Here is a 15,002-nt window from a genome sequence, read left to right on the forward strand (position 1 = left end):
CATGCCAAAACACGCCGCGCCGCCGCTGCTGCCGATGCAATGGAGCAGCGCCTATATCTCCTATTGGTTGCCGATGCAGCCAGAGGACCAGGTCACCTCCGGCTATTGCTGGTTCGACTATGCCCGCAACATTTGCCGCATCGACGGCCTGTTCAATCCCTGGTCGGAAAAGGAAACCGGGCACCGGCTGTGGATGTCGGAACTCGGCGACGCCAGACTGGGCCAAAGCCGCAAGCAGAAAGTGGCCTACGCCAGGGAGGCGGAGCCGGCGGGCGTCAAGCTGTACGAGACGGCGCTGGCCGACGAGGTGACGCCGTTCCGTGAGCTGTTCCTGCCGCAGGCGATCCTGCTTGACGGCAATGCGCGGCATGACGGCAGTCACACCGTGCTGGGGCAAGCGGCGGACGCCTGGGTGCTGGAGCGGCCGGGCAAAGCGTCGTCGGTGTTCTACCTCCAGGCCGGCAGCAACCGCCTGCTGCGCATGGTCACCGGCAACGACGCCGAGCATCTTTCGGTACGCGACTTTCCGAACTTCTTTGCCGGCGACATTGCGGACAGTGTTTTCACGTTGGAAAAAAACTAGTTGCCATCGCGTTAAGACCGTCGTTCCGCATCGGCGGAACGACAAATCGGCTCGACTTATGGACGCGCATCTTCGGCGTCCTGAGTCCGGCCTCATGGGCAGTGTCCCCGTCCGTACTGCCCATTTCAGTTTCAGCAATAATTACTCTCGAAGGAAGCCCATATGCCGTTGGTTGTCTACATTCTAGGGTTAACGATCTTCTCGTTGACCACTTCCGAATTCATGGTGGCGGGCATGATGCCGTCACTGGCCCTGGCGCTGGGCGAATCGGTGACACAGATCGGCTATCTGATCTCGCTCTACGCCATCGGCATGGTCGTCGGTGGGCCACTGATCACCATTGGCATGCTCAAACTGCGGATCACGAATAAAAAAGGGCTGCTTTGGCTGCTGGGCTTCTACACCATTGCCCAATCCGTCGCCGCCTCGGCCACCAGCTATGACATCATGGCCGTCGCGCGGGTCGCCACCGGCGTGGCCGCCTCGGCCTGCTTCGGCGTGGCCTTGGCGATCTGTGCCGATATCGTCAACGCCAAATCGCGCGGGCGCGCCGCGGCCGTCGTCATCGGCGGGCTCATGCTCGCTTCGGTGGTCGGCATGCCGGTCACCACGCTGATCGACCAGAAAATGGGATGGCGCGCAAGCTTCTGGCTGGTGGTTATCCTGGCGGCCTTGTGCATGGTCCTCATCGCGCTCATGGTGCCGCGCTCCAGAGCGACTGAAAAAGTCAGCCTCGGCGACGAACTGGTCGAGTTCAGGAATCGCCACCTGTGGGCGGCCTATGCCAGCAGTGGCCTCATCATCGGCGCGATTTTCGCGGCCTTCAGCTACTTCATACCGATCCTCACCGAGATTACCGGCTTTCCGCCGTCCTCGATTCCCTGGTTGCTGGGCGTGTATGGCTTTGCGAACGTGGTGGGCAATGGCGTGGTGGGTCGTTTTGCCGACCAGTACACCATCCCCATCATGGTCTGGGGCCTGATCGTTTTGAGCGTCAGCCTGGCACTGTTTGCCGTCTTTGCTGACAACCAAACCATCAGCGTTGCTTTGCTGGTCGTGATCGGCCTGGTCGGCATGTCGATGAATCCCGCCATCATCGCTCGCGTGATGAAGACCGCGCATCCCGGGCCGCTGGTCAACACCATACACACCTCCGTCATCAACATCGGCCTGGGCCTCGGCTCGTGGGTCGGCGGAGTCGGGATTGCCACCGGCTACGGTTTGCGCTCGCCGCTTTGGGTAGGTGTCGCGCTGGCGGTGCTTGGACTCATCAGCTTGCTGCCCTACCTCGGCCAAAAGTCGCGCGAGCCGGATTCGGTCGCATTCACGGTTCGCGCCGATTGAATTTGACCCAGCCCATGTGATGAATGAGGGAATGAAAAAAAAAGACATCACCGCAGAAGAATACGGCGCGCTAAAGAAAGCGTTGGGCTATTTTTACGAGCAATTGGTGTCGAATAAAGATCCCAAGCTACATCCGCTATATTTAATCGAAGAAGACGAAGCCAAAGCACCAAAACGTACCCAAGCCGGGGTCCTGGTAGCCTTGGCCGATTGTCTTGAGTGGACGTCGGAGGCCCCGCCTGCCGCAGTGGCGAAATGGGACAAAGAGCTTGGCGAGATTGGTGCGCCGACGCTCTCGGAGCTGCGGCTGAAAAATTTCAAGCAGTTTAACCGTCTCATCGAGAGGGGCAAGATCAACAATCTGAAAGAGTATTACCTGATGAAGACCTATGTTGATAATCCGACACTTCACAATGGCGCGCTGCTGCCGAAGATCTTAAAGATGCTGAACGAGTTTGAAACGGCTTTCATAAAAAGGCAAGGCAACGAAGATGAGTTGTCCTAGCGGCCATGGCGCCCGAAGAGGCGGCGCCAGCGCGGCGGACCAGGGCGAAGTCGATCAATGCTACGGTAAATCCGCCGCGCTGCCCGCCAGCGGCAGCCGCAGCAGCACGCGGGTTCCCTCTCCCGCCACGCTGGTGATCGCCACGCGGCCCTTCATCATGTCGACCACCAGGCTGTGCACGCTGGCCAGGCCCAGGCCGGCGCCGGTCTGGCCCAGCTGGGTGGTGAAGAAGGGTTCGAACACCTTGTCCAGATGCTCGGCGGCGATGCCGTTGCCGTCGTCGGCCCACTCGATCAGCAGCTCGCCGCCCTCGCTGCGGGCGCTGACCACGATCTCGCCATGCCCGCGTCCCTTGAAGCCGTGGTAGATGCTGTTCTCAAACAATTGCTGGAACACTTGGCGGCAACCGTTGGCGTAGCCGTTCAGCCATAACTCGTCGGGCAACTCCAGCCGCAGCCGCACCGACTGGGTGTCCAGCAGCGGCTGCCAGTGGCCGTGGCACATGCGCAGCAACTCGGCCATGTCGAAGCGGCCGCAAGCCTCCTGCTCGGGATGGCTGGACAACCCCTTGAAGCGCTCGACCAGCGCGCCGATCTGGCTGATGGCGCGCTCCAGCAGCGCGCCGCCGTCGGTCACGTGCGACAGCAGCGCCTGCAACTGGCTGCGCCGCAGCGTGCCGCCGGCCAGGTTGTCGCGCAGCTCCAGGCCCTGCTCGGCGATGGCGCTGGCGGCCAGCCGGGCGTTGCCCAGCGGCGTGTTCATCTCGTGCGCCATGCCGACCACCATGCGCGACATGCCCATCTGCTTCTCCTGTTGCATCAGCGAGCGCATGGCCAGCTCCAGCGCGGCGGTGCGCTCGCGCACCTGGCCCTCCAGCTCGTCGTGGGCGCGGCGCAGCGCCGCCTCGGCCGCCAGCCGCACGCTGACCTCGGCCTGCACCTTGCACAGGGCGTTGCTCAATTCGACGTTGCGCAGCGCCAGCGAGTTCTCCAGCGCCGTGCCGTGCTGCGCCAGCTGGGCGTTCTCTTGCTGCAAATGGGGACGCTCCATGACGGCGTTGATGGTCTCGCCCAGCGCGTTGGCGAGCTCGCGCTTGTGGCGCCGCTCGACCCGCACCTGCCTGATGCAGGTTTGCAGCGTCTGTTCCAGATAGCCCCACTGGCGGCCGTAGCGGCGGATGGTGTGGGCGATGATTTCGCGCGAGCCGATACTATGCGGCGGCTCCAGCGCCAGCTCGGCGTCGAATGCCAGCAGCGTGGCCCAGGCCTGCTCGCGCGGCCGCTCGACGCAGCCGAGCAGCACCTCGCACAGGCGCAGTCCCAACAGCCAGTAAGGCTGCATATTGGCCGGCGCGACCCGGCGGTGGAACTGGCGCAGATGCTCGCGGCTCGCGGCCGCCCGTCCCAGCGTCGCCGTCACCACCGCCAGATTCAGCAGCGCCAGGCCCTCATGGTAGTGCAGGCCCTCGGCGCAGGCCAGCGCCAGCGCTTGCCGGCGCAGCGCCAGGCAGTCGTTCCAGTAGGGTGCGGCGCCGTCCTCGTCGTCCTCCTCGATGGCCAGATAGTAGGCGGCCGAGGCGGAGTAATTCAGCAGCAAGGCGCGCACCGGCACCGCCAGCCCGTCCGGATGGCCGAGCAACTGGGCGCAGATCTGCCGCAGCTCGACATACATCTCGGAGCTGAACAACACGGTGCAGCGGATCGCCCGCATCTGCACGGCCAGCTTGTCGTGGCCGCAACGTTGGTACAGCTCGCCGGCCCTGGCCACGCTGTCGAGCGCGGCGTGGTACAGGCGCATGCGGGTCTGCACCCATTGCAGGGCGCGCCAGGCGGCGGCCTGGGCCATCGGGAAATTCTCCGACTGGGCCTGCATCTGCAGGCTCTTGGCGCGCAGCAGCAGCTCGTTGGGCTGGCTGTCGTCGTCCAGCGACTGCGCCAGGATCTGGAAAGCCTCCAGCTCCAGCGCCTGGCCGGGCGCCAGCGGCATCTGGCGGATCAGGTGCAGCGACGAGGAGAAGTGGGCCAGCTCAAAGCCGGTCAGGTACTCGCGCACCAGTTGCAGCTGCGCCTCCGCGTGCGCCTTGACATCCCGCCCGGCGACGGGGGGATGCATGTTTGATGCCGACATAGCCCCTCCAGATCGGGCCGCCCGTCCCCACCGCGACGGCGCCGCTGGCTCCCACTGTATAGGACATCGGCCCGCGCTGGCAAACACAAACTGCCGCGCGCCGCCTCAGAACACCCTGCCCTCCTTGACATACTCGCGCATCACGCCGGCCTCGAGCGCGGCGGCGGACAGCACAACGTTGTCATTTGCCAACACTTGCAGCGCGCAGTAGTGGCAGATGTTCAGGATGCCGGCGCCGCTCAACTCGTGGCTGGCCGCCACCGCCGGCCAGCGCAGGTCGTCGGCCAGGGTGATCTGCGGCGGCATGCTCTTGCGCCAGATCGCCTCGCGCTCGCTCACGCCGGGCAGCGGAAAGTGGATGATCGCCTGGAAGCGGCGCACGAAGGCGTCGTCGATGTTGGCGCGCTGGTTGGTGGCCAGGATCACCAGGCCGTTGTAGCTCTCGATGCGCTGCAGCAGAAACGCCACCTCCTGGTTGGCGTACTTGTCGTGGGCGTCGCGGATGTCGGTGCGCTTGCCGAACAGCGCGTCGGCCTCGTCGAAGAACAAAATCCAGCGCTTGTTCTCGGCCTTGTCGAACAGCTTGGCCAGGTTCTTCTCGGTCTCGCCGATGAACTTCGAGACCACCCGCGACAGGTCGATGCGGTAGACCTCCAGGCCGGTTTGCTTGCCCAGCAGGGTCGCCGTCAGCGTCTTGCCGGTGCCGGGCGGGCCGTAGAACAGGGCGCGGTAGCCCGGCTTCATCTTGCGGCCCATGCCCCAGTCGCGCAGCAGGGTGTCCTTGTGCACGGTCCAGTGCTCGATGTCGCGGATCTGCCGCCGCGTGTCCGGATTCAGCACCAGGTCGTCCCACTCCATCGCCGTCTCCAGCAGCTCGGCCGGGAAGGCGCTGGAGAAGCGCGGCTTGCTGACCGCGCCGACGGTGAGCAGCTCGACCACCTCCGGCGCCAGGATCAGCCGCCCGCTCATGGCCGGCTCGCCCTCGGCCACCGGCTCCAGCCACAGCACGCGCTGGCGGGCGAACCAGTGGCCGCCGCCCAGCATGCGCTGCACCTGCAGGCGGTTGACCAGATTGTCGCCGGCCAGGATGAACTGCGCCGTTTCGCCGGTGGGGATGACGCCACGGTGGCCGTTGACGCGCACGCCGCCGAACGCGGCGAAGTCGCCGCCGTCGGGCAGGTGGCTGGCGATGACGTCGTTCAAAAAGGTCGGATGCACATTCGGCGACAAGGCCAGCAGCAGCACGATGTATTCCTCGAAGGCCGGCTGGTGGCTCTCGATGAAGCCGGCGAACGGCGAGCCGTCGTCGTACCAGGCGGTGTCGTTGACGGAGCGTTCCAGCTCGTCCGGCGCGGCGTCGCGCAGCCGCGCCAGGATGATGGCGCGCAGGTAGTGCAAGGCGGTTTGCAGGTTGACGGCGGACATCCGCTATCCCTCGTCCAGGCCGGTGACCTTCAAGCCGCCGTCCAGCGCCCAGCCGCGCTTGATGTGGCGCACGTGCTCGTCGAGCTTCTTGTCGCTGCCCGCCATCTCGGGATGGAAGGGGTCGATCTTCGCCTGCAGCATGCTGTTCTCCAGCTGGTCGCCGATGAACAGGTTGCGGGCGTAGCCGAAGAACTTGTTGTAGCGCGTCTTGGCGGAACCCTGCAAGGAGGCCAGTTTCAGGTCGGGCACCGGGGTCAGCGCCTCGCCCACCGAGCCGCGCTGCTCCAGCAGCACCTTGGCCTCGGAAACCTTCTTGCCGACCAGCGCGGTGTTGTAGTGGCTCGACATGTCGTGCGCCGAGATCACGTGGCGCCGTCCCAGGCGGGCGCCGTCGCGCGTACCCAGCTTGCTCCAGGCTTTCTTCTTGCTGTCGTAAACCAGTTCGCCCTGATCGGCGTGCTGCGCGCCGATGCGCACCTTCTGCTGGAAGCTGAAACTGCCGCGGGTGATGGCGATATCGTCCTTCTTCACTTCGGGATCGCTCACCTGCCAATCCTCCAGCGTGGCGCTGATGTGGCCCGCCAAGGTCGCCAGCTTGCCGTCGAGCTGCTTGGCCAGCTTGTCGGCCTTGGTGGCGGCCTTGCCGGAAGCGGTGTCGGCGGTGGTGGAGTCGGGGCCGGCGTCGTCCAGGTCCCGGAGCTCCTGCTGGATCGGCGTGATCGCCGCCTCGTGGGTCTGCGCGGTGCCGATCGGTTTGGCGCTCTTCGCGGCGGCCAGGCGGCGCTTCTCCGCCGTGCCGGTCAAGAACACCGAGGGCAGCGCCGGGTCCGAGCGCAGCACCAGCTTGGCCGCCTTGCCCTCGCCGGCGAAGGTCAGCGTGTGGCTCTCGCCGCCACCCTTGACCGGCACCTTCTTGCTCCACCAGTTGAGCAGCTTGCGCAAGCCCGACTTGGCCGCCGCGCCGATTTTCTTCAGCAGGACGCCGAGCCAGGCGACGATCTTGTCGAGGCCCTTGTCGATCGGCGCGCGGATTTTCTTGACCACGCCGACCAGCTTGTCCGGGATGCCGCCCAGGCCGGCGAACTTGGCCAGGAAGGCGATCACGATGACCAGCGTGTTGGCCAGGGTCTGCTCGACGCTCTTGGCGGCGCCGCCGATCTGGCCGGAGGCGATGGCGGCGATCGAGTCGATGAAGGAGGCCACCACGGCGGCGATCTGGTTGATCTTCTGGATGAAGAAGGTGATCGTGTTGTAGATCGCGATGATCGCCTGGATCACCGCGCCGGCCGGGTTGAGCATGGTGACCAGCTTGGTCACGGCGGCCTTGACGATCTCGGTGGTGACCATCTCGGTGACCTTGGCGATCATACTGTCCTTAAGTTCGTTCAACTCGTTCTTGATCTCCTGCCAGGCCGCCGCCGGACCGTCGCGCACCAGGGTCACCAGCACGCTGGCGGTCTTCTCCATCACCGTCAGCACCGGGTCGGGGATGATCTTGACCAGCTTGGAGCGGATGTTGGCCCAGGTCAGGCCGAGCACCGACAGCACCAGCTTGACGATCTCGATCAGCGTGAAGGACTGCGGGATGTAGACGCCGGCCTCGCCCAGCGGCCCGGTGATCCACTTGATCAGCGCCGTCTTCAAATGCTCGCCGATGTTGGCGGCGAAGTTCTGGAAGCCCAGCTTGCCGGCGCTGACCAGGTTGCCGACGAAGCCGATCGGATTCTGGATGATGCTGCGGAAGGCACCCTGCGCCTTCTTGACATAGGGGACGGCGCGCGGCGCCACCACCGAGAAGATGATCTCCAACAGCGTGATGACCTGCCCGCCGGCCCAGCTGAAGAACTGGCCGGCGATGTTGAGGAAGGCCCGTCCCACCTTGCTGAACAAACCGGTGATGGTCAGCACGTCCTGCCAGGTGATGCTGCGCAGCGTCGCGATGATCTGGGCCGGAATGGCGCGGGCGAAACCGAGCAAGCCCTCCAGCGCACCCTGGAACCAGTCCCAGGCGCGGCCGATGGCGTTCCCTTTCTGGATGTTCTGCCACACCTCCTCCTGGCCGATCAGCTTCATAAAGCCGCCGATCAGGATCTCCGGCGAGCGCGGCACCGGCTTGCCGGTGATCGGGTCCTGCCCGAGCAGGGCCTTCAGCAGGTCGTAGCCGGCGGTGCCCTCGGCCAGCGCCGCCAGCGGCAACAGCACCACTTCGCGCACGATGGTCATCAGGCCGCTGACCACGCCGGCGCCGAAGTCGATCAGCCGGCCGATGGGGTTGGTGAAGATGGCCTTGGCGCGGTCCCATACGCCGCCCAGGTCGAAAATGTCGCGCCAGCCGAGCGAGTCGATGAAGCGGGCCAGCCCGGCGACGATGGCGCCGCCGATGTCGCCCAGCGTCGCCAACTGCTGCTCGACCCAGGTGCCGGCGCGGGTGAACACGCCGTGGTTTTCCAGCGCCTGGGCGATCAGCGCGCCGCCGGGAATCAGCTCGACCAGGGCACGCAGGATATTGGCGGCGCTGCGGTCGGCGCTGCGCTGGTTGATCGGGTTGAAGCCCAGGACGATGGTCAGCAGGCGGTAGCCGGGGATGTTGTAGGCCTTGTCGGCGAAGTAGTCGAGCGCGTCCTGGATGCCCAGGCGCTGGACCGCCGGCGTGGCGCTGTTGGCCGACACCTGCGGGCTGCGCTGGATTTCCGGCTCGGCGCCGCGCTGGGCCGGCTGCGGGCTGCGCTGGACCGACTGGCCCTGCTGGATGGTGTGGGTCAGCTCGTGCGCCAGCAGATGCTTGCCCTCGCGCGTACCGGGCTGGAATTGGTTATCGGAGAAGAAGACGTGGTTGCGCAAGGTGAAGGCGCGCGCGCTGAGCCGGTTGCTCAGGCCGGCCGACTCCTTGTCGCGGTGCACCCGCACGCCGCTGAAGTCGGCGCCGAAACGCGGCTCCATGAAGCCGCGCGTCTCCGCCGACAACGCCTCGCCGCCACTCATCTTGTTCATCAGCGCCGACTCGGTGGCGCCGTCGACCTTCGGCACGGCGCCGATCTCCTTGCGTTGCACGCGCTCGGGTTCCTTGCGCTGCGCGGGCTCGATTTCCTTGCGCCGCACTGGCTCGGCCTCTTTGCGCTGTGGCCGTTCGGCCTCCTTCTTCTGCAGCCGGTCGCCGGCCGTCGAGGCCCAATCGCTGGCGCGGCCGGTGGCCCATTCGGGCTTCACGATCGTCGGCGCGCTCATCACGTGGTCGGCCATGCGGTCGGCCTCCCGCTCGAAATGGTCGCCCGCCTGGTTGACGCTCAACTTGGCCTGCACCATGCCGCCGCCGCGCGGCGTGGCGCGTTCCTCCAACGCGGCCTTCTGGAAGAACGGCTGCTGCGCCGCCCGGTGCGCCGTGGCCGGCGTGGTGGTGGTGGTGGATTTTTCGGCGCTGGTTTTCATGGCTGTCGGCTGTCCACTAGGTCCACTCCACCCACAGGATGCGCTCCATCCACGGCAGGCGCAGCGCCGATACGCCCCACGGCAGATCGGCCAACAAAATGTCGGCCGTCTGCGGCTCGACCTGCAGCAAGCACTCGCCGCCGCGTTCACTCAGCTTGCCGGCGCGCAGCAGGAAGGCGCCGCGCAGGCCGTCGGCCGAGGTGCTGCGCAGCGCCGTCCAGTGGCGTATCACCGCCGCCAGCATCGCCTCCGCCTCCTCGCACTCGGCGGCCGTCAACACCACGCCATCCTCCACCGGCGCCGTCAACGGCAACTGGCAGAGCAGCTTGGGCAGCGCCAGCGCGTACTCCGGCGCCGTCGTCCGCCCGCTGGCCAGGAAGTGCAGCAAGGCCAGCGCCCGGCCCGGCCGCAGCAAGCGTTCGCCCTCGCTCAGGTCCAAGGTTTCGAACAGCTTTGGCAGGAAGGGATGCAACAGCACCAAGCCGGCGTTGTCGATGTAGATGCCCTGCTGGCGCTCCGGGTGCTGGCCGGCCTGCTCCGCCGCCGACGCCAGCCGCCGGCCGCCCGGCCGCGCCGGCCGGACCAGCGCGGCCGGCGCGCGCAACACGGCCGGGCCGCGTTGCCGTTCGGCGTCCGACGCCGACAGCGGCGACCGCAAGGCGGCCAGCGCCGCGCGCGCCGCCTGTTCGGGCAAGCCGCGCGACAAGGCGCCGTGGATTGGCAGCCTGGCGTCGCCGGCACGGCCGTGCAGCGCCAGCTCCAGCGCGGCGCGGCACAGCAGCCTGGCACAGCTGGCCGCAGTGCCGCCCGGCGCCAGCGCGCCCAAGGCGTCCACGGCGTCCACGGCGGCGCCCAGCGTCGCCGCCAACCCGGGCGCCAGTCGCGCCAGCAGCGCCAGTTGGAAGGAGATCGAGAACTGGCCGGTCAGGCGCTGCAACGCGCTGGCGCCGCGCAGCGCGGCCATCAGTTCCGCCGCCGGCGCCGGCAGCGCCGTCAATTGCTGCGTTGCGCGTAGCGGCGCCGACGCCGTGCCGCTGGCCAGCGCCGTGCCGCCTGGCGCGGCAGGCGCTCCCGGCGCCGCCAACGCACCGCCGTCGACGCGCCAGGCCGCCAGCAGGCTGGCCTCGAAGTCCATCCCGGCGGCCAGGTGCAGCGTGGCCGGCAGCGTGCCGTAGCGCAGGAAGTGGGCCAAGGCCTCGTCCAGCGCCAGCGCCGTGTCGATGTGGCGCGGCGCGGCCCGGCCGCCCTCCGCGCCGCCGGCCAGGTGCGCGCTCAGGGCCTGGTCCAGGCAGCGCTCCAGCAACGCCGGCAGGTCCTGCTCCAGCCGTCCCAGCGCGATGCTGCCGGCGTCCACTTCCAGCCGCTCGATGCGCAGCACGCCGCGTGGCGGACAGCAGCGGTCCAGCGCGCGCTCGATCACCGGCGTCAGCCACTGTGCGCACAGGCCGGCCAGCCGGCCCTGCAAGGCCAGCGCCTCGGCCTCGCTGCCGGCCACCCTGACGTCGACATACTGGCGCAGGATGCTGTGGGGTGCGTTCGGCTGCATGGCGCGCTAGCTCGATCCACCGACGTTGACCTGCCCGAAACGGACCACCATGCAGCCCTCCTTGGTGTAGACGCACAGGCGGACGTTCTTTACCGGCGGCTCGTTGCTGACGATGAATACGGTGGCGGAGCGGCCGCTGACGATCGAGGGCGAGCAGTCCTGCACCTCCCAGGTGAAGGACACCAGCTCGACGTCGCTGGAAACGCCGACGTCGAGGTTGACCTCGCCGTCGCCGGCGTTCAAGTCGAAATTGAGACCGATATCCAGCGGCCCGCACACCGGCGTGACCGGCCGCGACGGATCGCATTTGTCGATGTGGCTGGGATTGAAGGCCGGCACCTGGACGGTGCCCTCGGCGATGTTGATGGTGGTGCCGACCGGCGCGTACTGGAACACCAGGCCGCCCTGTTGGTTGGGGCGGCTGAACTCGGAGGCGATCTGGATGTTGAAGCCCAGGCAGTCGAAGCCCTCGATCCGCAGCGCCGGCAGCTCGAGCGCGTTGTCGTAGTCCAGCAGCAGCCAGTCGGCGTTGCCGATCGCCTTGGCGGTCAACTCGTTGATGCGCTGGATCCAGCCGCGCACCACCGCCTCGTAGTTCTTGTTCAGGTCGTCGACCGTGGTGGCCTCGAAGATGTGCTGCACGTCGGCGCCCAGGTCGACCACTTGGCCGTTCCTGAAGTCGAAATTGAAGGCCTGCACCGCCAGCCGGAAGGCGCGGAACGGGTGTTGCGGATCCTCTTCGGGCAGCCAGAAGCGGTAGCCGGCGCGCCGCGCGATCCCTTTGCAGGGCAGATCGCAGGGCGCCACCACGACGTGGCTGTAGTCCCGCATGACGCTACAACCGGCGCTGTCGCGCACCGCCACCATGGCTGTCTCGCCGCTGGGCACTGGCGGACTGATATATTGATTGATATTGATAGTGCCAAAATCGGTCAAATACGGCATCACTCCGCCGGAGATGGCCAGGCCGACCTGGTAAGTCATGTTCGTCACGTCGTCGATGAAGTCGGCCTCGCCCAGCCGCAGCGTCGACGGCACGGCCACCGTCTGCTGCGCCGACTCGGCGCCGGCGCTGTCGCGGATCGCCAGCGTGTGCTCGCCCACGCTCAACGCCACCGTCGGCGTCAGCGCCTTGAAGGGCTGGCCGTCGAGCTGGTAGCTGATCGGCGCCATGCCGCCTGCCGGCGTCAGCGTGGCCAGCGCGACGCCGTTGGCGTCGGTGCAGCCCAGCGTGATCGTCAAGCCCAACGGCGGCAACGGCAGCACGTACTGGACGCATGGCCCGTCGGAGCAGCAGAGATACGGCAGGAAAAAGTCGGCGATCACCACGCCGTCGGCCAGCGCCTTGACGGCGTCGGCGATGGGATCGCTGACTTGGCCGATAACGCCGGGGAAGAAGATAGTGCCGGTACCGGCCGCCAGGCTGCCGATCAGCGCCTGCACGTCGGCGTCCTGGGCGTAGCGGATGTCGCCGCCGATGCGCTTCAAAGCACGACTCAGCGCCTCCTTGTTGAAACCGGACGCGTTTCGGGCGGCGTCGGCGGCGGCATTCCCGGCGGCGCTGGCGGCGCTGGCGGTACTGGCGTCGCTGGCGGCACTCGCCCCGCCGTCCACCGCCGCCAGCGCCGTCTTGCCGGCTGCCCGCCGTTTGCCGCGCGGCGCGGCCACAGCTTGGTTCAGCACAGGCAGCGCCGTGCCGATGCCGCCCTGCGTGGCCACCGCCTCGTGGTACACCAGCAGGAAGGTGCCGCCCAGCGGCACGCCGGCCTTGTGCTGGATGCCGGGATGTTTTTGCAGGAAGAAGGCCAGCACCTGCTGCTGCTTAAGCTGGCGCATGCGAGCGAGGAACTCGTCATGTACCGCCCTCATCGCGCCTAGGTTGGCGCCGTACAGCACCTGGTCGAAATGGTCGATCAACTCCTCCTTCGGCATGAACTGCTGCAGGTCGGCCGACACGGCGGCGCTTTGCTGGTCGCGGAAGAAGTGGGTCAGACCCAGCAAGTCCTGGCATTTGTTCTCGAAGTCGGCGAAGGCCAGCACGTCCAGGCTGGCCGGCAGCGTCTCGGCCAACTTGCTCATGTAGTAGATCGACACCGCGTGGGCGAAGAACTCGCCCGGCAGCCCGACGGTGCCGCTGAACAGCGCGCAGTAGACGATCAACACGGCGTTCGGATCGATCTGGTTCTGGTCGACGTCGATGTAGGGCCGCGCCAGGAAGCCGGCCAGGTATTTTTCGTACCAGGCGCCGACGGTGTTGGCGTCGTAGACGAACTTCGGCGCGCGCAGCTTGAGCAGTGGATGCTTGGGCACGCCGGCCGGCAGCGCGGTGTTGGCCGCCACGTTGTAGAGGAAGCGGATGCCCTCGGTCAGGTTGGTCAGCAGTTCTTCGCGCAGCACGTCGTACATGGCTTCCAGGTCGGGGAAGCGTGCCGTGTCGCCGGCCAGCAGCGCCACGTTCTCGTCGAAGGCGCCGGTGCGCAGGGCGATCACCTGGAACGGCAGGCGGTGGCGCGTCTTCAGGGTCAGCAAGGTGGTCAGCACCGACTGGAACTGCTTGCCCAGGTGGCCCTCGATGCGCAGGAAGTTGTGCGGCTCCAGATCGAAGCGCAGCGGCTCGCTGACGAAGGCCGGCGCCGCCGGCACATACTCGACGCTGCGGTAGCCCAGGCTTTGATTGGCGCGGCCGCGCCGGCTGCGGGTCGGGCTCCACAGCTGGTACAGCGGCGGCGCGAGGTCGACCCGATAGTAGTACGGCAGCGCCTTGTGCTCCAAGGGGCCGCAGCCCAGCGTGCTGGGCGTGATGCGGATCTGCTGGTCGAGCGCACTGTCGCCGTCCTGCGACGGCAGCGGCGGTTGGTGGGTGAAGCTGCCCAACATGCCCACCAGGCGGCCGAACAGCAGCAGGAACTCGTCGACCAGCTGGTCGCCGTGGCAGGCCGGCGTGAAGCCGTTGCGGTACAAGGCGGCGTTGATGCCGATGGGGCGCGGCACGCCCAGCATCAGGTGGCGCGGGAACAGCAACTCGGACGGCACGCAGGCGCAGATCAGCTCAACACCCTTCCAGCGCATTTCGTCGTAGGCGCGCAGCAGGTCGTCGAACAGGTCGTAGTAGTACTGCAGGAAGACGATCTGCGCCGCCGTGCCGAAGGCGTTGTCGAGGAAACCGAACTTGGCGCCGAAGCCGGCGAAGGGGTCGCTGGGATAGCGTTCCAGCAGCAGCGGCTTGAAGGCCTGGTAGGCGGCGCTCAGCGCCAGCCCGCTGTTGGTGGCCAGCTGGGCGCCGTGGAACACCGCGTGGAAGGCGGCCAGCACGTGCTCGGAGGTGGTCGGCGCGCTGCTGGGCACGTCGTAGCGCGGCAACGCCAGGTCGGGCAGGTTGAGGCGGGCCGCCATCAATGCTTCCAGGTCCGCCGTGGTCAGGCCGCCGCCCGCCCCCGCGCCCTCGGCGATCACCTTAGCCAGGTCGGCCACGCCGATCAGCAGACGGCGGATGGTGACCACCGTCTGCGAACCGCGATCATTGCAGTCGTTCGGGCTGCAGTTGCGCAGCCCCTCCGTCTTCAATTCGACGAACAGCAGCACGGCTTTGTTGTCGAGGAAGTTGGCCGGGCTGCCGAGCGGCGTGGTGTCCGGTTCGCCGGCCGGGAACATCTCCCACAGCGGATAGGACGGGTGGCCGGTCTGGCTTTTGTCGCGCAGCAGCGGATAGTCGACGTCGAGCGGCAGGTTGTAGTCGCGGTAGGCGGTCAGCGCCACCGGGTCGGCCTCGATGATCAGATAGCCCTCGGTGGTGATGCCGCAGCCGGGCGCCAGGTGTAGCGTGGTGCTGGCGTCGTCGAGCTTGAGCGTCAGGCCGCAGGCGATGCCGACGCCGATCAGGTTGGCCCGGGTCAGCCGCTCCTGCTCGTTCAGATAGTCGAACAGCTGGTTCAGGTGCAGGTTCGACAAAACCTGGTTGGCCTCGAAAACAGGATATGTGTCTTGGACAGTTTTCATGTTCAGCACCGTCTTTCGGAAATGGCGTATGTGTTGGCGAACTGGTTGTC

General features: G+C 66.9%; 8 protein-coding genes. 3 read left to right on the top strand and 5 right to left on the bottom strand.

Translation table 11 applies throughout. The annotated features are described in order from the left end of the window. Position 1: 1 nt before the first annotated feature. The 3 genes from vioE (at position 2) to H7U20_RS17590 (ending at position 2,432) form a co-directional block, all read left to right on the top strand. Positions 2-583 carry a violacein biosynthesis enzyme VioE gene (gene vioE, locus H7U20_RS17580; RefSeq protein ID WP_199760449.1) on the top strand — a complete coding sequence of 194 codons (582 nt, stop codon included), beginning with the start codon at positions 2-4 and terminating at the stop codon, positions 581-583. Positions 584-745: 162 nt separating this feature from the next. Next, entirely contained in the window at positions 746-1,927 is a 1,182-nt protein-coding gene (locus H7U20_RS17585) for an MFS transporter (protein ID WP_199760450.1), read from the top strand. A 31-nt stretch (positions 1,928-1,958) separates the two neighbouring features. Then, on the top strand, positions 1,959-2,432 hold the full coding sequence (locus tag H7U20_RS17590; RefSeq protein ID WP_199760451.1) for a hypothetical protein: 474 nt from the start codon (positions 1,959-1,961) through the stop codon (positions 2,430-2,432). A gap of 60 nt (positions 2,433-2,492) precedes the next feature. Here H7U20_RS17590 and H7U20_RS17595 read toward each other — a convergent pair whose 3' ends face one another. The 5 genes from H7U20_RS17595 to H7U20_RS17615 form a co-directional block, all read right to left on the bottom strand. Further along, positions 2,493-4,559 (bottom strand): sensor histidine kinase, encoded by a 2,067-nt coding sequence (locus H7U20_RS17595; RefSeq protein WP_199760452.1) that lies wholly within the window; start codon positions 4,557-4,559, stop codon positions 2,493-2,495. A gap of 105 nt (positions 4,560-4,664) precedes the next feature. Beyond that, complete coding sequence (locus H7U20_RS17600; protein WP_199760453.1) at positions 4,665-5,984, bottom strand: ATP-binding protein; 1,320 nt, start codon at positions 5,982-5,984, stop codon at positions 4,665-4,667. Positions 5,985-5,987: 3 nt separating this feature from the next. Next, the gene (locus H7U20_RS17605) at positions 5,988-9,410 is read right to left on the bottom strand and encodes an eCIS core domain-containing protein (protein ID WP_199760454.1); all 3,423 of its coding nucleotides are present in this window, start codon (positions 9,408-9,410) and stop codon (positions 5,988-5,990) included. Positions 9,411-9,426: 16 nt separating this feature from the next. After that, positions 9,427-10,956 (bottom strand): contractile injection system tape measure protein, encoded by a 1,530-nt coding sequence (locus H7U20_RS17610; protein WP_199760455.1) that lies wholly within the window; start codon positions 10,954-10,956, stop codon positions 9,427-9,429. A 6-nt stretch (positions 10,957-10,962) separates the two neighbouring features. Continuing rightward, a complete protein-coding gene (locus tag H7U20_RS17615) occupies positions 10,963-14,952 on the bottom strand; it encodes a hypothetical protein (RefSeq protein ID WP_199760456.1) in 3,990 nt (1,329 codons plus the stop codon). Positions 14,953-15,002 lie beyond the last annotated feature (50 nt).

The sequence above is a fragment of the Rugamonas violacea genome, assembly GCF_016461825.1.
Classification (GTDB): domain Bacteria; phylum Pseudomonadota; class Gammaproteobacteria; order Burkholderiales; family Burkholderiaceae_D; genus Rugamonas.

What these genes read in the sequence shown, in the direction of transcription:
- vioE (WP_199760449.1), top strand. Translation starts at nt 2, where the DNA reads ATGCCAAAACACGCCGCGCCGCCGCTGCTGCCGATGCAATGGAGCAGC.
- H7U20_RS17585 (WP_199760450.1), top strand. Translation starts at nt 746, where the DNA reads ATGCCGTTGGTTGTCTACATTCTAGGGTTAACGATCTTCTCGTTGACC.
- H7U20_RS17590 (WP_199760451.1), top strand. Translation starts at nt 1,959, where the DNA reads ATGAAAAAAAAAGACATCACCGCAGAAGAATACGGCGCGCTAAAGAAA.
- H7U20_RS17595 (WP_199760452.1), bottom strand. Translation starts at nt 4,559, where the DNA reads ATGTCGGCATCAAACATGCATCCCCCCGTCGCCGGGCGGGATGTCAAG.
- H7U20_RS17600 (WP_199760453.1), bottom strand. Translation starts at nt 5,984, where the DNA reads ATGTCCGCCGTCAACCTGCAAACCGCCTTGCACTACCTGCGCGCCATC.
- H7U20_RS17605 (WP_199760454.1), bottom strand. Translation starts at nt 9,410, where the DNA reads ATGAAAACCAGCGCCGAAAAATCCACCACCACCACCACGCCGGCCACG.
- H7U20_RS17610 (WP_199760455.1), bottom strand. Translation starts at nt 10,956, where the DNA reads ATGCAGCCGAACGCACCCCACAGCATCCTGCGCCAGTATGTCGACGTC.
- H7U20_RS17615 (WP_199760456.1), bottom strand. Translation starts at nt 14,952, where the DNA reads ATGAAAACTGTCCAAGACACATATCCTGTTTTCGAGGCCAACCAGGTT.